This is a genomic window from Spirosoma litoris (assembly GCF_054776755.1).
Window position 1 is genome coordinate 169,494 of the sequence record NZ_BAAHBI010000007.1, and the last position, 20,139, is coordinate 189,632.

General features: G+C 48.3%; 21 protein-coding genes. 1 reads left to right on the top strand and 20 read right to left on the bottom strand.

Annotation, left to right across the window (positions count from 1 at the left end; translation table 11 throughout):
• Window positions 1-9: 9 nt before the first annotated feature.
• Entirely contained in the window at window positions 10-906 is an 897-nt protein-coding gene (bla, locus tag ACYVGR_RS04535) for a class A beta-lactamase, subclass A2 (protein ID WP_460954090.1), read from the bottom strand.
• Window positions 907-990: 84 nt separating this feature from the next.
• Window positions 991-1,824, bottom strand: coding sequence for an SdiA-regulated domain-containing protein (locus ACYVGR_RS04540; RefSeq protein ID WP_460954091.1), 834 nt, complete (start codon window positions 1,822-1,824; stop codon window positions 991-993).
• A 226-nt stretch (window positions 1,825-2,050) separates the two neighbouring features.
• On the opposite strand from ACYVGR_RS04540, the gene ACYVGR_RS04545 reads away from it, so the two are divergent.
• Window positions 2,051-2,812, top strand: a complete 762-nt coding sequence (locus ACYVGR_RS04545; RefSeq protein ID WP_460954092.1) for a TssN family type VI secretion system protein — start codon at window positions 2,051-2,053, stop codon at window positions 2,810-2,812.
• Window positions 2,813-2,876: 64 nt separating this feature from the next.
• Here ACYVGR_RS04545 and tnpA read toward each other — a convergent pair whose 3' ends face one another.
• The 18 genes from tnpA to ACYVGR_RS04635 all read right to left on the bottom strand — a co-directional run bounded on the left by tnpA (window position 2,877) and on the right by ACYVGR_RS04635 (window position 20,052).
• Entirely contained in the window at window positions 2,877-3,338 is a 462-nt protein-coding gene (gene tnpA / locus ACYVGR_RS04550; RefSeq protein ID WP_460954093.1) for an IS200/IS605 family transposase, read from the bottom strand.
• Window positions 3,339-3,620: 282 nt separating this feature from the next.
• Window positions 3,621-5,372, bottom strand: coding sequence for a type VI secretion system Vgr family protein (locus ACYVGR_RS04555; RefSeq protein WP_460954094.1), 1,752 nt, complete (start codon window positions 5,370-5,372; stop codon window positions 3,621-3,623).
• 3 nt (window positions 5,373-5,375) lie between these two features.
• Window positions 5,376-5,882, bottom strand: coding sequence for a type VI secretion system tube protein TssD (gene tssD / locus ACYVGR_RS04560; protein ID WP_460954095.1), 507 nt, complete (start codon window positions 5,880-5,882; stop codon window positions 5,376-5,378).
• An 8-nt stretch (window positions 5,883-5,890) separates the two neighbouring features.
• Window positions 5,891-6,265 carry a type VI secretion system tube protein TssD gene (gene tssD / locus ACYVGR_RS04565; protein ID WP_460954096.1) on the bottom strand — a complete coding sequence of 125 codons (375 nt, stop codon included), beginning with the start codon at window positions 6,263-6,265 and terminating at the stop codon, window positions 5,891-5,893.
• 21 nt (window positions 6,266-6,286) lie between these two features.
• Complete coding sequence (tssD, locus tag ACYVGR_RS04570; RefSeq protein WP_460954097.1) at window positions 6,287-6,832, bottom strand: type VI secretion system tube protein TssD; 546 nt, start codon at window positions 6,830-6,832, stop codon at window positions 6,287-6,289.
• 19 nt (window positions 6,833-6,851) lie between these two features.
• Window positions 6,852-7,256, bottom strand: coding sequence for a type VI secretion system tube protein TssD (tssD, locus tag ACYVGR_RS04575; protein WP_460954098.1), 405 nt, complete (start codon window positions 7,254-7,256; stop codon window positions 6,852-6,854).
• Window positions 7,257-7,310: 54 nt separating this feature from the next.
• On the bottom strand, window positions 7,311-7,865 hold the full coding sequence (tssD, locus tag ACYVGR_RS04580) for a type VI secretion system tube protein TssD (RefSeq protein WP_460954099.1): 555 nt from the start codon (window positions 7,863-7,865) through the stop codon (window positions 7,311-7,313).
• Window positions 7,866-7,892: 27 nt separating this feature from the next.
• Window positions 7,893-8,273 (bottom strand): type VI secretion system tube protein TssD, encoded by a 381-nt coding sequence (gene tssD, locus ACYVGR_RS04585; protein ID WP_182461746.1) that lies wholly within the window; start codon window positions 8,271-8,273, stop codon window positions 7,893-7,895.
• Window positions 8,274-8,310: 37 nt separating this feature from the next.
• On the bottom strand, window positions 8,311-9,672 hold the full coding sequence (locus tag ACYVGR_RS04590) for a DUF5458 family protein (RefSeq protein ID WP_460954100.1): 1,362 nt from the start codon (window positions 9,670-9,672) through the stop codon (window positions 8,311-8,313).
• Between the two features lie 124 nt (window positions 9,673-9,796).
• Window positions 9,797-10,243: a hypothetical protein gene (locus ACYVGR_RS04595; protein ID WP_460954101.1), complete on the bottom strand. Its 447-nt coding sequence runs from the start codon at window positions 10,241-10,243 to the stop codon at window positions 9,797-9,799.
• A gap of 140 nt (window positions 10,244-10,383) precedes the next feature.
• Complete coding sequence (locus tag ACYVGR_RS04600; RefSeq protein ID WP_182461743.1) at window positions 10,384-10,686, bottom strand: PAAR domain-containing protein; 303 nt, start codon at window positions 10,684-10,686, stop codon at window positions 10,384-10,386.
• Window positions 10,687-10,749: 63 nt separating this feature from the next.
• Window positions 10,750-13,308: an ATP-dependent Clp protease ATP-binding subunit gene (locus ACYVGR_RS04605; RefSeq protein ID WP_460954102.1), complete on the bottom strand. Its 2,559-nt coding sequence runs from the start codon at window positions 13,306-13,308 to the stop codon at window positions 10,750-10,752.
• 158 nt (window positions 13,309-13,466) lie between these two features.
• Window positions 13,467-14,387 (bottom strand): hypothetical protein, encoded by a 921-nt coding sequence (locus ACYVGR_RS04610; RefSeq protein ID WP_460954103.1) that lies wholly within the window; start codon window positions 14,385-14,387, stop codon window positions 13,467-13,469.
• Between the two features lie 152 nt (window positions 14,388-14,539).
• Window positions 14,540-15,697, bottom strand: a complete 1,158-nt coding sequence (locus tag ACYVGR_RS04615; protein ID WP_460954104.1) for a hypothetical protein — start codon at window positions 15,695-15,697, stop codon at window positions 14,540-14,542.
• A 75-nt stretch (window positions 15,698-15,772) separates the two neighbouring features.
• Window positions 15,773-16,708 (bottom strand): hypothetical protein, encoded by a 936-nt coding sequence (locus ACYVGR_RS04620; RefSeq protein WP_460954105.1) that lies wholly within the window; start codon window positions 16,706-16,708, stop codon window positions 15,773-15,775.
• Window positions 16,709-16,721: 13 nt separating this feature from the next.
• Window positions 16,722-18,587 carry a hypothetical protein gene (locus ACYVGR_RS04625; protein WP_460954106.1) on the bottom strand — a complete coding sequence of 622 codons (1,866 nt, stop codon included), beginning with the start codon at window positions 18,585-18,587 and terminating at the stop codon, window positions 16,722-16,724.
• Window positions 18,588-18,671: 84 nt separating this feature from the next.
• Window positions 18,672-19,103, bottom strand: coding sequence for a GPW/gp25 family protein (locus tag ACYVGR_RS04630; protein WP_460954107.1), 432 nt, complete (start codon window positions 19,101-19,103; stop codon window positions 18,672-18,674).
• 13 nt (window positions 19,104-19,116) lie between these two features.
• Window positions 19,117-20,052, bottom strand: a complete 936-nt coding sequence (locus ACYVGR_RS04635; RefSeq protein ID WP_460954108.1) for a hypothetical protein — start codon at window positions 20,050-20,052, stop codon at window positions 19,117-19,119.
• Between the last annotated feature and the right edge of the window lie 87 nt (window positions 20,053-20,139).

The following is a 20,139-nucleotide window of genomic DNA, read 5'->3' on the forward strand; positions in this document are numbered from 1 at the left end:
CCACACCGATCAATTGGGTTTGGTAAAGTGATCGTACGTTACTTTAGCGATATCGGCGATGATCCGTTCATTTGGCCCGATGCCTTCGGTTGTGTTACTAACAAACACGCTAATGGCTAGGTGTTTTCCGTTTGGCAATGTAATGAAACCCACGTCGTTGACAGCGCCCATCAGGCCATCTTTATTCGTTCCCGACGTACCTGTCTTGTGGGCAACTATCGTACCAGCGGGTAGCAATTTCTTGAGTCGATCCGGTCCCGTTGTCGTCCCAACCATCACTTTCCACAGGAAATCGTGGCTACTGGCCGACAAAATTTTACGCTGATAAAATAGCTTCAGTAAACTGAGCATGGCTGTCGGTGTTGTCCAGTTGGTGTACTGAATATCCCAATTTCCCTTTGCCTGCATTACTGCTTCGGTTTCCCGTATTGCCACATCCCGAATACCCAACTGATGGATGAATGCGTCCACCTGTTTTGGCCCACCGAGCAATCGAAAAAGATAATCGCACGCACTGCCATCGCTCTCGGCAACCATATACCGGATAAGATCAGCCAGTGGTAGATCTACGTCGCCATTCGGATAGTCTTCACCCATCGGGCTGTGCAGCCCTGGCACAATATCGCTTTTTTTCACGTGCATCTTCTGGGTGAGTTTCAAATGGCCTTTATCCACTTCGTTCAACACCGCTAGGGCAACGTGAAACTTATATACACTTTGCATGGGCATGTGCTTATCGCCATTGATGATCAGCGTCTGTCGGCTACCAAAATCGTATATACCTACGCCCACAGTTGCTTTCTTCCCTTTAATGAGCTGGTCAATTTTTGTCTGTAACGGCTCAATCTGAGCATAAATTGGAGAAAGAATAAGGAGTAGCCCAACAAGCAGCAAAGCGGTTCTCATAATTGTCGCAAATGGCAAATTCAGTTGCAAGATAGAACGGGTAAACGTAAGCAATGAAAAACAGGTGAGTTCATAAATGTTGCCTTACTTACGATAGGCAAACTTCATAATGTATCCCTTTTTCCCAGCCCCCTCACTGGAGATGTACATATCGCCATTGGGTGCGAAGCAAATGCCTTCGGGCTGACGAAATTGCTTGGGATCGAGCGGTTCCGAATAGATGATTTTCGCCTGTCGACTCGTGATTAGCAGGCGCTTTCCGGCCGAGGTCAGGATGTACCACTCGCCCGTTATGGGATGCACAGCAATGCCCGAGGGCTTATAGGTTTTTGGGTCAATACCAGCGCCTTCGAGTTGTTCGTCGTTCAGGTTCATGTCTCGAAAAACAGCCTTGTTTAACAAATCGAACGAGTAAACAGCTTTATCACTTGAGCCTTTTCCGTCTTTAACCGCAATTAATAGCCGCTTGGTTTTCGGATCGTAACCCAACCCCTCTACTTCCGTTTTCTTGGGCAAATCGGTTTTGGTTTTGCCAATCTGTTTCGACTCTGGTTTGAATCGGAACAGGTTGCCATTGCTTTCGAGCACATACACCTCGTCGTTCACATACTCAATTCCTTCGAAATCGCCATAACCGCCAAACCCAAAATCCTTCACCACCTTGCCTTTCTTAGTATCAAACACGTAGACCACAGCCTCTTCATCCTGAACACACAATAGCTGGTCGTTCTTGAAGTAAGTCAGGCCCGAGATTTCGGTCAACTCCTTCGGAAGTTTATATTCCTCTATAGGAGCACTCAGTTGGTAAGGGAGCTTAAACGGTGGGACGATGGTTCCGGCTTCGGGCTTCTCATTTTTTTGCGACGATGTTCCGCAACCAGTAAGGATAAGCAGGATACCCAGGAAAAGACGATTCATATACGCAGCATGAGGTTTGCGCTAAAAGTAGGCGTTGGTTTTGGCATATCGCACAAATTTGTCGATTTTTTCTCAGTCATTACTCGGTGAATAAGTGAAGGCCCGACGCCGATTTGGCAGTTTTCTTGACCCTTCGTTGACTTTTTGGTGCGATCTTTTAATTTTTCGACCATATTGCACTACGAACAAAAAGAACTCCTCTTCGGTCAATAATTATTCGCCAATAATGCCCAATCTATCCTTCGTAAAACGAGTTCCGGGGCTTCTTTACGGTGTTGTGGTCGGTCTGCTGCTGGGCGCAGCAGGTTTTGCGGGCACACTCGATAGCGCCAATTTTCAATGGTATTATTTTCTGGTGCAAGTACTAGCCCTGGGCATAGGAATTCTTCACCTGTGGCTTAGTCCTCGCTTTGTTCCGGCAGTATTTGCGGCATTTGGCATGGGGCTCTTAGGTACTTTACTCGTACTGCTGCTAGGGATGGCCTTTACCCTGATTCTTTATCAGCAAATGGGTTTTCTGGCTGGTCGCTGGCCTTTTGTGACAAGTCTGCTTCCCTTTCTGATTCCATTTTTAGTCGTGCAGGCTTATCGCTATTACCGGGATATTCCGCCAGCCAATTATCGGAAGTGGTATTACCCGGTTAATGGAGATATGCCGGATGTTGACTTGCTCGACCTATCGAAGATTCTAGTGATTCAGTTTGAGTTTCTGAAAACGCCGAGTGATCCAAACTTTACGAATTTCAAGGCAAAAGCACCCGTTGCTATGGCGCTGGGCGATCTCTTTTTAGTCTTTATCAACGATTACAACGAGCGTACACCTGCCAGCCCAATTCATTTCGCCGATCCATCCGGGCGGCCCTATGGCTGGGTATTCACGAAAAAAGCGGCCTGGTGGCAACGCCGTGTTTATCTGGACCCTGCGCTCGATTTCAATCAGAATAACTTAGTTGACAACGCTACTATTGTAGCCATGCGAGCGGAATAAAGAGCATTAATATAGGCGAACAAGAGTAGAGATAGGCAATCTTATGCCCTCTCAGGAGAGGTTTTTAGATCAATTCTTCGAAAATATATTGTTCGTCATAGGGCACGGCAAATTTTCGCAAAAAGTTTATATACTCCTCTCGAAACGTCTGTTTTCGGTGATGCTCTGCCTGGTTTTCGATATACCTGTACACGTTGTCAATATGTGAGCGGCTATAGGAAAAGGCCCCATAACCTCCCTGCCACTCAAATCGCGAAGGCGTCAAAGCGGTTTCATTTATCCACTTTGATGATTTGGCTTTGACAGCTTTCATTAACTCCGAAATAGCCACCGTTGGCTTTAGGCCAATAAAACAATGGACGTGGTCCGCAACACCATTGACGATAATGGTTTGACAGCCCGTTTCATTGATCAAATTGCCAATCACAGCAAAGAGATCGTTTTGCCAGGTTCTGTCAATGATGGCGGCCCGATACTTAACGGCAAAAACGGTTTGAATGTAAACTTGATGATAGGTGTTTGCCATAGTTTATATCGGTCATCCCTACGGGATTGTTGGGTTACGGTGTCTGCTACGTCTCACCACTGACGTAGTGGAGTTATCGCTATGTCCCACCACTAAAGTGATGGGTTACAATATCGATCATCCCTACGGGATTTTCAAATAATCCTGTAAGGATAACCGATATTGTAACCCACTACTTTAGTGGTGGGATAGCCAACGCTACAACCCTAGCAATCCCGTAGGGATGACCGATGTTGTACCCCAACACTTTAGTGGTGGGGTAACCCGATGGCGTAACCTTATCTAGTTCAACGTAATCACCCCCCCCTTCACTTCTACCATGGCATTGCCTTCGAGCGACAATTGTGCGTCAGCCTCGGCATTAACCTTCGCCCCTTTAATTTCGACACTGGCTGTACCTTCAATTTTCACACCATTAGTAGCCTTCAGTTCAATATTGTTCTGAGCTTCGAGGGTTATATTGTTCTGCGCCTTCACTTCAATATCCCTGCCTTCGATGTGCACAACACCCTGCGTTTGAATGGTAATTTTACCATCACCATTGAACGATAGTACGATATGCGTATCGTCTTTGTTGACGTTAGTTAGTTCAATTTTCTCGTCCCCCCCTTCATCGTACAAGCTAATCTTATTGCCTCCTTTGGTCTGGATCGTTTTCTGAACATTATCGTGCTGAGTGTAATTGACTCGGTTGTTCTTCGGATATAAGCTGGTTAAAACAAACGGATATTCAGCCAGATTCGACTCGTAGCCAACCATGACCTGGGCATCTATTTCAGGGATAAACACCATGCCTTCGCCATTGGCTGTGTACGGGTGGCCTACCCGGAGCCAGTCAGATTCTTTGTTGTTGCCCGGCCACATAAATTCGACCTTTACCCGTCCTAATGATTCGGGGTCCTCATTATCAATTACTTTAGCCAGCTCGGGCTTGCCGATCGGGAGCTTGAAGGATGGATTGGGGGGCGGATAGGTTACGGAATCAGGCACAGCCCGAAATGTATTGGAATAATTGCCGCTGCCATCTAAGGTGTGCGATACATGCGTAACCCGGTAACTGCCAAAGTTTTCTTCCGATGTGCCCCGTTCGGTTATTCGGGAGCCTTTTACCGAAATAACCGTTCCAACCGACACATCTGGATTTTCGCCAAAGCCCTGAAAATCAACCAATCGACTAGCCTCCATGGCTTTCTGCGTTTTGGCCACTTCGTCCAGTTCGCCTTGGCCGTATACGAGCTTTGGTAGGGGTAGCTGCGATTCCTGACTGAACATTTTTTCGGATTCATCCAGCGTAAAATCGCCCCATTGGCCCAAGCCGCTTACTTGCTGATCGCCAGAATGGCTTTGGTAGGTTTCATCGGCAACATAGTCGTAACGAGTGTATAGAAATTTAGCAGGCAAGACGCGAAGGCTCATGGCAAAGGTTTGCATACCATCCACCTTGAAATCAACTTTTTGATCGTCGGGCTTTCCGAACACGAATTGCAGTCCATCGTAGAAACACCATTCGCCATATTCAGCAGCCAGACGCGCCAGAAACTCGAAGTTCGTTTCGTCGTATTGAACAACGTATTTCAGACTTTCCGATGATTTGGGATCAACTGATCGCTTCAGCAGGTTATTGGGGTAAGGCATTAAAACCTGATTGACAATATCGCTCAGGCTACACTGCAAAAACGTCCGACGCAACCGACTATCTTCCAGCAAAATGGTAAGCCCATAGCCCTTCAGTAGGAAAACATTCGACATGTCGCTGGTATTTTTCAGCGCCAGTTCGGTAATGATTCCTTTAAACTTAAACTCGAATGACCCCTCTTCAAGCAGTGGATCGAACGAGAACTGGATGGTTTTGCCAACCACATTTTTGTGCGATTCATGAAAAAACAGCTCGTTGGCGTCTTCCAGGTCTTCGAAAGGTACAGACAGCTCAAATGTGTGATGGCCGAATAAGTCCTGCTCGATAGACAGACCTGAAACGTTTTTCAGCTCTTTGCCGCCTTCTAATTCGATATGCGGGACGACCTGTTTGGCCATTGGTTACGTGTTTTGGTGATCAATTCCGTCGAGTTTAATCTTGGCGGCCGACAACCGCAGGAGAATGCAGTTACTTATGCCCGTTCGTTTGGCAAAATTTAAGATGACATTTGTACCTGTGATGTACCGATCAAGTAAATCCTGCTTGCCACTTTCATCAAGATCAAATATATCCCGCATGGTGTCGATAATGGGATCCACGTTATTCATATACTCAGATGCCATAAATTCAAAAAAGAAAATTGCGTAAGCATCTTCAAACTCAAGCTTTTGCAGAGACGACTGCTGATCAATCCGATCGAAAACAAGTTCACCGTTTTTTTTGGCGGTCGGGCTGGTTGCCCAACTGCCAAAAATCTCTTCGTCGGTACTATCTATAATCAACACAATCGACCCACCCCGGACACCGGACGTTACTTTGCCCCGCTCACTTTTCTGCTTTAACGAATGGGCGCACTGCAATACGTTGTATGACTTTCCTTCTATAGTTAATGTGGCTCTGAATGACATGGGGCTGACTATACTACTTTTAAAGTGGCTTTATTGAAGGTGATCTCACTGCCAACTATAAAGATCGTCGTTTTTAGGTAATCCTGATCGGCGAAAAACTCATCTCTATAGATGGAACAATAGGCTTTTTTGAATTCAATTTCTTTGTACGTAGCGTCTTCGTCAATCCGATTGAGTACCACTTTGCCATCTTTCTGCATATGCGGATCAATCATCCAATTCTTAATTTTACTGTCTTCCAGGGCATCCAATCCGATGAGTAGGCCCCATTCCGGGCGTGACGAAGGCACTCCCCGCTTATCTTCGTCACGGATGACGCGCAATAACATCCAGTTGATGTTGTAATCATCCCCTTCTATACTAAGTTTTCCTTCGTAGGCCATGATTTCATCCGGATTAGTTAGTTAAGCATCAACCCATTGATTGTCGAGCGGGATGTCGCGCAGTTTTATTTTTTCGCAGGACAACGTAATAAATAAGACGTAAGCCATGTTCGTCCGTTCCTGAAACTGACGGACCCGTTTCCACATATTCCTTACCAGCACGCTTTCCTGTTTACTGAGTCGAGTTAAGTTATAGCCGTATTCATAGGAGTCATCGGTTAAGTCTTCGGCTGAACTGATCCGATTGAACTTGTTCTGAATATTTCCGTGGTCATCGTAGAAACTTTCGGAAACATCCGTAACGAAGGCATTTTCAAACTCATACGTCAGAAAAACGGAGTCCTGATCATTCCGATACGTTTGAATGGTACCACTTTCCAGCCGATCTTCATCCGACAGCCACTCAAAGAAGAAGTCGGAACCACCTTCGGTGATCAGATAAAAATCGCCCAGCATCACATCCGAAGCAGGCAGGCCTTTCTGATTGGACGCCTGTTTGAACGAAACCAGAAATTCCAGGGCTTTAATCTCCTGACCTGCTATTGTTAAAGTTGCTTTATGCGCCATAGTTTTTGTTCGTTGCCGTTTATTCTGCTTCGCTTGGATCTACTGTTAATGTAGCATTTCCATTGGAGACCGATTTCCCCTTAAGAATTAAGTTCGTTGTTTCAAACGACGCGTCGCCAACGAATAATTCAAGCAGGCCAAAACAGTATGTGGCCTCCAGGGTCCACTCTTTTAATTTGGTTTCGCCACCGCCTTCATCGTCGCTGGCGTAAAAGGTAACCGTGACATCTTTTTTCATCTGCGAGTCGAACATCCACTCCGCAAAGGTGGATTGTTCCAGCACGTCCATGGCTATGTGCATTCGCCAGCTAATGCCCGATGCCGGTTCGCCTTTTCGGTTTCGTTTGCGCGAAGCCGTGAAAAAAATTCGGTTAAGCACGAATAAATCATTGTCTACTGTCAGTTCTGCCCGAAACGATGCCATACCTGAAGTTGGTTTAAGGTAAAGAAAGCCTGTTAACTCGCTCACACCGACGTCTTAGCGCCGTTGCGTTTCCCACTCGTTCTTGTGGGTAATTTTTCGAATCTGTACCTGTTCGCACGAGAGGGTGATCATCAGCACGTAATCAATGCCCGTCCGCTGCTGAAACTGCCGGGTCTTGGCTACTGTATTCGTCAGGATATGGCTTAGATCGACGGACTTGAACCCCGTACCTTCCATATTTGTCCACAGCTCAAAGCTTTCACTGGAATCTTCGGCCGTACTTATGCTATTGAAAGCATTCTCAATGCCCTCGTTGTCGTACAGGTTTTCCAGGATGGTGGTAAGAAAGCCCTGCACGAATGTGTATTCGACAAAAGGGGATTCGCCTTTCTTATAATAGACTTTAATCGACCCACTTTCCATACGGGTAGGGTCGCTGATCCACTCGAAGAAGATATCGCTCCCCCCTTCGATAATGAAGTAAAAATCGCCCAGGAAAACGCCCGAAGCGGGTTTGCCCAGGTTATTCGTCTTCTGTCTGAGATTGATATTGAACTCCAACAGGTCAAAATCTTCGCCACAAACCGATAAAACTGCTCGTTTAGCCATTGTTCGTATTGGTTAAGTTCAGTATGATTACGCCCATTGGTAGGTTAACGTCGCGTTTCCGTTGGTGACTGCCTGCCCGGAAAGCAGTAGAATGGTTTCCATAATGCCGAGATCCTGCACGAAATTTTCCTCAAAGCCAACGCAGTACACATCTTTGAAATTCCACTTTTTTACAGCGACCTCTCCCCCTTCATTGAAGAAAATCTCCATGTCCCTTTTTTTGGTCGGATCAATCATCCATTCGGTAAACACAGTATCGCGAACGGCGTACATCGAGACCATAATGGTCCAGGCCAGATTTGGCACTGGTCGGCCTTTATCGTCGCGGTCGCGTGCTACAAAAAAGTTAACCCGGTTGAGTCCGTACCCGAAATCACCGGTCATTAAAATTGCCTTGTAAGCAGACATATTGTTGTTGATTTAGAAGTCTGATGATTAAGTAAGTCTATTGCTGATCGTAGTCTGCTTTCCATTCGGCCGAATCCGGATCGTCGCCTTTCTGGCCGTCGAGTTTGAGCAGGAACGTCTTGGCCGGGAAATACGGCACCATATGGATATCGAGATAGATCCGATCTTTTTGCTTGGGGTCCTGTTCAAAACGCAGTAGTTTGAACTTCTCAATCAGTTTTCCGGGCCCAGTTACATTGTCCAGAAACTTAACAATCTGTTTCTGAATATCAGCTTTGGTGTTGTAGTTGAAATTCTCAAACGCCCGACGGTTCAGAAAATCGATCAATACTTTGGTGATGTAATCGAAGACCCGCACAACAGAATATGTTTGCAAACCCAGATTATCGCCGTTAAATAGTGTTTTCGCAGAGAAAGGCATCACCTTTCCGTATTCGTTTACCATCGGAATCAATCCCATTTTCTCCAGCGCCGAAATTTCACTTTTCTTTAGCGGGAATCGGACACCATCCGCTTCGTTCAGCGCACCATGTTTGCGACCAGCCGACACCTGCGACATAACGGTGGCATAGAGTTTCCCGGCTAAAGCACCTGCTCCGGGCACATAGAGGTCTTCTTCTTCGCCCACATCCTGATGCTTACCTCGCCCAGCCAGCCAGTTACAGGTCATCATTACGTTTGAGAGATAGGCATCGCCCCCCGTCAGATCAGCCGATTCGAACAAATCGACCACATCTTCGGGCGCATCCAGATGTCGAAAATCAGTCACCATCATGACCTTGTTTTTATGAGCAATCTGTGCCCATTTATCCACTACTTTCTTCGACCCTAAGTAGCCCGGAAGTACAAGCAGGGAGTAGCTGTCACGTAAGTCAAGCCGATCGAAGGTGCGGGCAAACTCTTCGGCCACCGCATCGATATAAGTTGTATTATCGAGGTCGGTCAGTTGCTCAGGCTCAGCGTTCATAATGTTGACATTCTTCGCTTTATCCTGTTCTGTATTGGCATAAAAGCTAGCTACCGACCGGTATGATTGCTCCAGACTTCGGTTGGCCTCAAAGGCTCGCAATAGATTTTGCGACAGGAGTTCTTGAGCCGCTTCGGCTTTCTTCTGCGCCGTTTCGGCCACTTCGCCCACGGTGTTGGCACTTCCTAACAACTCAAGCATTAGCTCAAGCCGTTTCTTTAATTCAGCTCGCTCAGCTGCTTTTGCCTCTTCGGTCAGAAAGATTTTTTTACGGGCTTTTTTCTCTGGGTTCATATTTTGAACCCCATCTAATGTGGTTTCTAGAATAGCAAAGCCGCCGTATTTGGCTAATTTGGCCGAACTGGCTTCGAGTGAGGGGATATCTTCAGCGAGTTTTTCGCCTGTTTTCAAGGGTTTGTTCTGGGCTTCCATGTAGATTTTTAGGGGTTGTGGTTTACAGTATTCGGTTTACGGTTGGCTGGCGCGTCATCATTTTTGACAGTCAGCCAGTTGGGCCAGCTAGCTACCGTAAACTGAAAACCATAAACAGAATACTTCATTTCGCTTCTTCCAATTCTCGAATCATGGCCTGGATTGCCGCCATATAGGCAGCTTTGCCATCGGGATTTTCGAGCATGGTTTTCAGGATTTTGTTCGACTTGAGCTGCTTGACGTATTTCTGAAAATCTTCGAAGGTCATGTTCAACTGCTGTAAGTATTCGCTTTGGGCAATGATACCTTTCTTACCGAAATCAGCGAGCGAGTTAAACCGGAGCGTTTCACTGATGGTACTACCTTCTTCAGTGTCAAATTCCACTTCGTTTTCTGGCTTGAAATGGGCAAATACTTCGCCCACATTTTTTAAGCCTTCAACCACTTCCGGGCTGAACGAAGGGTCGGTGGTTAGTTTCTCAATCAAGAGGGTTTTGTTCTGGGGGATGTCAACGATACTCTCGCTAACGTTGAGCTTGCGCTCCTGTCCACCAATTCCGTAGTCAAACATAATTCATGCAGTTAGGTAAAAAATTAGAAATCAATACATTAATTGTTTCAGGTTCAAGGTTTCAAGTTGAAGGTTGATAGTCATAGCAGCTAACGCGTCAGCCAACCTGGAACATGAAACCTGAAACCTTGAACAATACTTCATCCGCCAATCAATACCGTTGGGCAACCAGCTACAATGCTGCCTCCGTGAGCCGTTGTGTCGCCCATTCGGGCAGCGGGTTTTCCACCAATCAGTACCGTTGCCGAGCCTTTTATAATCACATCAGGAGGCCCTACACAGGTGCACATATCGCCCATAACAGCGGCTGGTTGGCCAGCAATCAGTACCGTTGGCATGCCGGGTCCCATGATGGGCCCACCTACATGCGGAATGGGCACTACAGCAGGCGTTTGCATCGGGCAAACGTGCATGTCCATTAAACGAGCGGCTGGTTGTGGCATAATTGGCTAATAATCAGGCGATGTCAGGATTTGTCAGGTATAGTCAGGACAGTTAATAAGCTGCTATCCTGACAATACCTGACCATTTGTGACTAATTCTGATAATACTTGTGAAGCAGGTGTTTCTTCGTGGGTAATTTCCCATTGCAGTTCCTCTCCCTGAAGGCCTACCTGAATCGTTGATCCTTTTGTCACCTCGCCCGCAATGATCATCCGGGAAATCGGCCGACGAAGCTGATTTCGGATTACGCCTTTGAGTTGCCGGGCACCATACTGTGGCGTAAAACCCGATAAGGCCAGATGTCGTTGGGCTTCGGGGGTAAGGTTCAGCGTAATACCTTGTTTGGTGAGCTGATCGGTTAGGCCACGAAGGTGCAGATTGAAAATCCGAACGGCATTTTCCTCGGAGATCGGCGCGAAAGGAACAATCTCGGTCAGGCGGGCCAAAAACTCCGGTCGGAAGTGGCGGCTCATCGTTTCCATCAATTCGGCGTTGGCCGGAATCTGCCCTTCCCCAAACCGCTGAATAACCAGCTGACTACCAATGTTTGAGGTAAACAGCACAACAGCATCCGAGAAATCTCCTTCCTTGCCCAGCCGGTCGTGCAAGCGGCCTTCGTCCAGAATTTGCAGAAAAATATCGAACACCGAGGGGTGCGCTTTTTCGATCTCATCAAACAGCACAACCGAGTACGGTTTCTCGCGGATTTTGTTTACCAACAGCCCTCCTTCTTCGTAACCAACATAGCCGGGAGGAGCGCCGTAGAGCAACGCTGCCGAATGCTCCTCCTTGAACTCCGACATGTCGAACCGAATCAGGAATGACTCATCGTTGAACAGAAAATCAGCCAGTGATTTAGCCAGTTCCGTTTTTCCGGTTCCGGTTGGACCAAGCAAAAAGAACGAACCAATGGGTTGTCCCGCTTTCGTCAGGCCCGACCGAGCCTCCAGAATCGCGTCAGCTACAGCTTTCACGGCATGATCCTGACCAATGACCCGCTTTTTCAGGACCTCATCCATCGCCAGCAGTTTATCGCGCTCCTGGCTCTGTATCTTCCCCAGTGGAATACCCGTTTTGTGCGAGATCACAGCCGCTACATCATGGCGATCGACGTCGGTTTTCGGCGTAGCCACCTGATCGGCCAGGCGACTGAGCGTTTGCCGGATATGCTCAGCTAAGGTCGATGCCGACTCAAATGGATCGGGTGCGGATTCTTCATCAGACGTGGTATCGGCCAACAGATTCGCCAGCAAAATCGGGCTGATCTTGTTTTCCAACTCCTGATGTAAATAGCGCAGGGTACGCAGCGAATCAGGCCCGTTGGATACAGCACTTAGCTGGTCGAGTTGTTCGGTCAGTTTTGCAACTTCAACGGGTGTTCGCTCGCTAATCATCCGAACTGCCGAGAGCGTCCGGTCGAGCAGATCGACAGCGGCATCGGGTAATCGACGATTGCGACTGTATCGTTTGGCTAGTATTACGGCTTCGGCTACGGCATCGGACCCGACATTGAGCTGGTGGTGTTGCTCATAAAAAGGCACCAACCGTTGAATCATCTGGATGGCGGTGTCAACATTGGGCTCTTCTACCCGCAACACATCGAATCGGCGGCTAAAAGCCTCGTCCGTTTCGATGTATTTCCGATATTCATCGAGCGTTGTAGCCCCAATGACGGTTAAATTCCCTTTGGCTAATTCGGGTTTTAGGAGATTGGCGACGCCAGTGCCCAGTGGCCCCCGGCTATCCAATAGTTGGTGAATCTCGTCGATGAACAGAATGATCTTCGTGTCCTGTTTCAACTCTTTCAGGATACTTTTTAACCGATCTTCTACTTCTCCTTTATACGAAGCACCTGCCACTAATGCTCCCAGATCCAGCTCAAGCAAGCGGGCATTTTGCAAATGATTAGGAACTTCGCCAGCTACAATATTCAGGGCGAAACCATCTGCCAGCGCGGTTTTACCAACCCCCGGTTCACCTACCAGAATAACATTCGGTTTCGTCCGTCGACCCAGGGTTTCGGTCATCATACGCACTTCCCGGTCACGACCGATAATTGGATCTAAACGACCTTCGGCAGCCATCGCCGTTTTATCGACGCAGTAACGCAATAACGCCTGTCCAGCTACACCCGCCTGTGATTGGGCTATTTTCGCACCATTTTCTTTGGTATCTGGTGCCACCGCCGTTTGTACATCAGCATCGGCCAGAGCGGCCTGCATTAGTTCTGACTGGGTTATAGGCAGACTCTTTAGCTGCTCGGCACTGAATGCCACGCCCGGTTTAAGCAAAGCAGCCAATACACAGACAGGATCGGTTTGCGCTTTACCCAACTGCATGGCTACCAGATCGGCCAACTCCATAGCCGTTTTTACCTGCCCATCGCCCGGCGGGTTGGGCGACAAACGACTCGATTTGGGGCTAGCTTCCAAACGCACCTCAGCCCACTCGCGCAGGTAGGGCACATCCTGACCAATAACCGCCAGCCACGAAGCCATGCCGACTTCGTTATGCAACAGCCCCATTAGCAAATGTGTCGGAGCGAATAATTCGTTCTGATATTCCTTAGACAGAGCCTGGGCAATCTGTATGGCTCGCTTCACTTCTTCCGTATACGCCATCAGAATTGGAGTTTAAAAATGAGTCAGGATGTGGTCGAGTGTTGTCAGATATTGTCAAGAGTGGGCAGGCATTGTCAGGAGTGGTCAATAGTTGTCAAGGCTGGATAACAATGTCTGACACACTTGACTACTCTTGACCATGCCTGACAGTTTATTCCTCAGTCAGAACCAAGCCGACGTAGTTTGTCATTGATGGCCGTGATGCGCTGTTTGGCGTCAGGGCGAGAATTTCGCTCGAGCGTTTCTATGGCAAATTCATACAAGGGGCGTCGCCAGAGCGGAGGACGATTGGTGGCATCAGCTTTTTTCTCGCAACGATCCACCACGTCCATTTCGACATCTGCCCGCGAAACGCCCGAAGCTACAGGAGCCGCAGCCGGTGCTGGTGTAGTACCGGCCGCTTTCAGTTGATCCTGAAGCTGCGTAATCCGCCGTTGCGCGTCTACCATTTTGGCGGTGCATTCCTGAAACTGCGCCAGGTAGTTAGGCCCTCCCCCACCCGAAGGTGCTGGCGCAGCCGCTGGTGCCGACGTTTTAGCCGCCAAAAGCTTGAGCATTTCATTTTCCTGACGAGCCTGGGTAAGTGCTGCCGTCAGTTTATCGACCTGACTGGCATCGATACCTTCTTTTTCGAGTAGATCGCGCAGGTAGCTAATGCTATTGCGGTACGTCAGCACGGCATCATAGGCTCCAATAATGCCATACGAAAGTTGCTTGTTAAGGGGCTGTAACTGTGCGGTGTCGGCCTTAAGCCCATTTACTTGTTGCTGAAGTCCGTTTTCTAAGCCTGAAAGCTGGTTTTTCAGACTTCCTTTCTCAATGTCTGTTGCTTTCAGATAAGCCTGATCGGTTGTCTGGATGGTTTTGAGATCCGCACTTACCCCATCCATACGCTTCATCAGCTTCTGCGTTTGTTCAGTCAGGGTTTCATTGAGTCGGGCGTTTTCCTGTTTTAGCACGTAGTTAGGAGCGCTGAATAGCAGGTAAACTGCCAATAATGGCACACTAAGCGAAAGACAGTATACACCCAGAAATCGGCTGAAAGCCTGCTGTCGTTCGGGTTTGTTGAGAGGTTCCATTGGTAAGCGGAGAGGATTGATAGAGTTAGGTTTTAAGGTCAGTCAAGATTGAGGTCAGTATTCAGGAACTTGAACTATAGAACTTAGCAACTTAAGAGAATCAATGTTAATCTATTTTCGGACAGACGCTGATTTCTACTTATTAAGCGGTTCTATCCCAGGGGACTCCAGCGTGAACGTGGTTTTTCGGGAGGGGTTTCTTTCACTTCATGTTCAATGATAAATACGTTTTGTCCCTTGCGTTTACCAATGAAATCAAGCTGCGCCAGTTTGTAAAACACATTCGACAGGGTGCGATAAAACGTATCCAACGCCGTGAGCAAGTTGGTTAATTCGGTGTGTTCGTAAGGCAATTGCAGGGTTGCATTGAGCTGTGCTTCCAGTGCTCCCGGTGTTAAATCGGCCCACTCACCAATGTAACCGATGAACTCTTCGCGCTCCCGTCCACTCAACATGGTCATAACTACCCGAACGGCCTGAATAGGTCGAAGCAGCAGTTCAGCCATTTGAACGGGTGGTTCATAAGGAATAATCCAGCTATACCGGGTACTGATGTCGCCCAGAATAAAGGCGATCCGTTCGGCCATCAGTAGCGTACTACTTTGCAGGCCATTTTTGGGGTCTCTCTCCTTTGTTCGTTGCAGGATTTTATAGGCATTGGTTTCCAGCGATTCGAGGTGTTTGCCAAATTGCTGATGCCATTGCTGCAATCGGGGTAAACTATGAATCGATGTACAGGCCGGGAGGTAATCGGTATCCTGCTGCACTTCTCCATTGCCATATCGAACCCGGCCCACAATCAGTTGATGATTCAGCTCATTAGCGCGGACCTGTGTTGAGGGCACTACATCGAGCCGATAATCGGGGCGGGTATGCGGATGACGCGGGGGCACTTCGGTCAGAATGGGCTCGCCCGTAGGAATACGATTAAACGGATCGACCGTCAGGAGTACGTCAAAAGTCTGCGGTTTGCCCGTTTGTAAGCCATAGGTTTCGGCCAACGATGCAAACGATGTCGAGCAAGTAAGTGAGTCGGCTGGACTGTGGTAGTCAATCCGGCCACCATGCGGACTGATGGCCCGACAACTGCGCAGTTGCACCCGGATTTGCTGGTTAAAATCACACTGGATCTGCACATCAAGCGCATTATCAGCTGGCAGAATGCCGTAGCGAAATCGGGATAGCCCCAACGCGTTGCTATCGCGCAACTGATCGTGCATGAAGTTTTCCCATTCGGTAAAATGCCGTCGGGCAATCTTCATTCCATCAATCCAGTTGACAGGTGGGTAACTAAGTTCAGGAACAGTCATGGTAGAGGGGGTCTTTTTTGATGTATGATGTAGGGGAAATGTCGATTGGAATGAAATACAGCCTATATCCTACATTTATATTCGTGTTGTAAAATCCAGTCGACTCAATGAGTTATTGTCGGTAAATAGAAACGAATCGTTCAGTGCCGATGTGTCCAGATCGATCTGGACATCGGTATCTAAGGGTACTAAATAGCCGGTCAGCCATTCGATCAGTCGAATACCGTTATGCCCTGGCATGTAATCAACTACCCGTTCGCTCCGGTCAATGTGCACGGTTATTCGAAGCAAGGGTTCCTCATTATTCAGCCAGCCATCAAATACCGAGCTGTTGCCTAACTCCCACTGCCCCAACGCAGGCGTATTGGCCTGAACCAACGCCATTCCCGGCGAATCAAGTTGAAGACTCACCCGCTCTTCAACCAATTGTTCCAGACAGGTCGTCATAGCCGCAACATCGCCCGCCAGTTTATGCATCAAGGGCAATAGGTACAGCAGGCGTTTTGTCTGGATGGGAATCAGGAAATCTGGCAAATTCCAGAACCAGGCCAGCGGATCATCTGAGAGCACCGGATTCGTATCCGAAAGAAATGTCTGCTGCTCCTGCTCAATCCGGACACGCTGCCGAAAAAACTCCTGCTCGATGGGCAGGAAAAATCGGCGGGCGGCCTGCTCGCGCTCGCGCTGCACACTTATCTCGCGCAATACAGCTTCTTTCGACGCTGAGGCATCATTCGATGTTGGCTGATGAAAAACGCCCTCCGGCAGCAAATCATATAAGCCACTCCGATTCAGGTCTATCTGCAACCATCGCTGTGATTTATACTGTGCTTCAATCCACTTGGTTCGGACAATGTCACGCCCAAATGTCCGTTTGAAGGCGCCTACTGGATTCAAAATCAGCTCATCGAGCGAGATTCCGTCTTCCAGCATATCCACCAGCACCATCTCGGCCCGCAGGTCAATCGGAAGGTGCTTTAATTGGGTGACATAATCGGCTAGTGGTTCCATTCGAACGTTTATCTTAATGGGCTACAACAATAACCTGATAGGGCAAGGCCGATACCGACTGTACCTCTAAACTGCTCTGTAACAACTTAGCCTGCTGCGCCCAATCGGCATCGGAATAAGTGCTCCTTGCAGATGGCTCCAGACTAACCTGAATGCACCGTTGAAAACCGTTTGTGGGCAGTGGGTCTACACGAAAAGCCCGTTCTACACGAACCGACTGAAGGTGATGCCCCAGCTCCGCCTGACACACAACACGCACATCTTCAAGGGTTACAATTCGATTTCGGGTCAGCAATGCCCGTTTATACTGCGTAATCTTTTCTGATTCTTTCAAGCGCTCGCGGCCACCCGTGGTTGCTGTCATCAGAAAACCAGAATCCTTACGCAATGTGCTATCGGAATAGGGAGCGAGTCGGCTCCCCACGGGCAGACGATTGGCTGATTCGCCATCGCAGGTCCAATACTCGATAAATACGGTCTCGCCCGCCTGTTTGGGTTTAACGATCAGATACGGAATCGAATCGCGCTTGCGCGTTTTCTGATCAACCTTTGTTTCGAGCCGCGCCAGTGCCTGATTCAGTTCCCGAATAACCGACGTCAGAAAATCTTCGCCCAATGCCGCAAATGATGCACTTTCATCCCGTAGTAAATCCTGCATATTGATCAGCGCCTGACGAGCATCCCGGTCATCGAATCGGCTGACGCCATACTGCACGGTGTAGGTATCCGTGGCCAAATCCGATAAGTTACCAAGGGGAATCGATGTGAGCTGGCGATTCTGATTCGTTCGAACATCCCGCATGGCCAAAAAGCAACGATCGGTTTCGAGCGGAATGATATTAAGATTTTGCTGAAGTCGGTACGTGATTCGGTGAAGGCGCCGGTTCACAACCGGGAAACAGTTCAGCCCAACAATGAGCCCCTCCAGCGCCTGCGAACTAACCGTATGCGATAACCGTAGTTCGACCCACCAAAGCGACTCCCGAACCGTACGCAATTCCCGCTCAGCAAACCATTGTCCGACCTGTGCCGGATATGCCTGCCGTTGCATACCTGACGATTTAAAGGTTGGTGCTGCTTCGATGGTCACGAAATGACGTTCATAAGCAACTAATGCCTGTTTCTCAACCTTATTCATGACGTCGAATTCGTCTCCTAAAAGCCCATTTGACGAAGTAGGCACTTTCTTTTCAGATAAACCCGCCCGAACTCGTAGTTCCTGTCCGCCTAGCCACCATGAGCCAGTCGCCGGAAAAGATTGATAAGCAGTCCGGTCCGTTTCAGACGACCAGTCGAAGAAGAATGTCAACCCCTCCAACGACGCAATATCCTCGTCCAGCTCTAGTCCCAGCCATACCGATTGATAAGGAAGCACGGCTGGTAGTCCCTGGCGCTGGGCAATGGGCGCTTTCTGCGTCGGTTCGTCTACTCGGTAGAGGGTATCGGTAGTAGCCATGTAGCGAATCGCTCCGTCGACAATTGAATAGGCATCAACAGGCGAGAAATAGGCTTCAAGTGCATTAGTAGAGTCGGTACGCGAGGCTCCGGCCCGTTTGTAGACGAGTTGCGTGGTTGCAGACAATGAAGCCCTGGGCTCAACCGATCGAACCTGCGCAACGCCAAAAGCAGGACGGGCAACATCAGGCTCAGGGTGAAGCACTTGCGCCAGTCGGTCGAGCAGTCGGGTTTGGGTATTTCCAATGGCTACCGACACTCGTTCAAACTCCACAGCACAGGCTTCAATCAACAATGTAACCAGCGGGTCGAAGCTATCGAGGTCCGTCTCGGCGTAACCCCATAAATCCGCAGCCCGACGCAACATTCGGGCTTTAACCCGCTCGCGCGCAAAGCCTTCCGAAACAAGATCAGTAACAGCCATAGGTTAGGTTATTTCAGATTCCAGGTTTCATATTCCAAGTTCAAAACGCTGGCATATGAAACCTGAAACATTGAACGCAAAACGTTATTCGGTGGAAAGAGGGGCCAGGTACAGACTGCGCTGAAACGAAAATTGCTCATTAGTTCGTGCCAGCACCCCATCAATCCAGACACTGAGTCGTCGTTTAATCCGGCGATTTGTTCGGTCAAGTTGCATTTCCTGATCGGTCAGATCGACCCGAACCCGCACCTGGGTTAATCGCTTTTCATGTTTAAGCACCGATGCCTCAATCGATTGGCGTATATCTTCTTTCCAGCGGCTGCTCGCCAGATTGGAGAAATCTTCGTCCCACAAACTACACCCAAACGATTCATCAAATCGCGACTCGTTAAAGTGAGTCGTCAGCATCAGAAAAAGATTCTGGGCAATCGACTGCGGCAGTGAGCAGGTTGGATGTGATTTATGTTGCAGCACCTCGTCCAGGCGCAGTGGCAATGCATAATATGGCTGTGGCATACCTAACGCTGGTTTAGAACCGGAACATTAAGCCAGCCCCCACACCTATGCTATTCATGACCACATTATAACTAGCTGATTGATAGACATCTATACCATCTTGCTTAGTGTTTGTATATTCGCCCTCATTCTTGTATTGAGAGATGGTAGAGGATTTGCTGGTTACTATACCCGTTTTTGTATTTGTTGTGGTTGATGTATACAAAGACTCCTTTGGCTTGAACGACTGATTATAGGCAACGATCTCAGCAAATCCCCGTAAGCTCTGACTCAGGCGAAATTGAATCCCTAACGCAGCCTGATAGCCAATTGCCAGTGAGTTCTGGCGATAGTCAGTTTCTGCAATTGTTGTGGTAGAGGTACCTGTAGTAGGTGCATATAAGTTGTTGGAATTCGTCTTATAATCCATAATAATCCCTCCAACGAGGCCCAGTCGATTGTATATATAATAGGCAGGCCGCGACAGCGCTTTGAAGGTAATATTTGGCGTTATCGATAAGACCTTTAAGGTTGTGGTCGTAGTACCTGTCGATGTATAGGTAGAGCTCTTACTGATATATTCCGTTGTTAAGGCAGAGCCAAACAACATATCGGCGTCAATTCCCAGATTAATAAAATCACTGACAATTACCCCTACACCGATACCAGCTCGTGGGCCAGCGCCTAATCCGGAACTGTTATTTTTAAAACCCGAATTCGTCATGCCTGACAAGCCCGACGTATAACTGGTCGCCACCTGCGACCCTGGCGTCAACAGACTATAAAAGCCGTAAAGTTTTACGTAGAAAGGAGCTTCCACCATTGCCTTTGGCTGGCGGGGGGCATTCTCTGTAGGTCTCGATTCCGAAGAACGGCTTACTGGGTTTAAAGAGGCTATCGATTGAGCTTGTACCGTCGCCGAACCAGCAACCAGGCAGAAAAGTAGAGTAAGGTAGCGATGAGTAGTCATTTGATGTAGTATTAATCGAGGATATACAACACATAATTAGTCGCCAAAAAAATGAACAACTACTTGTTCACTGGAACTACAAAAAGA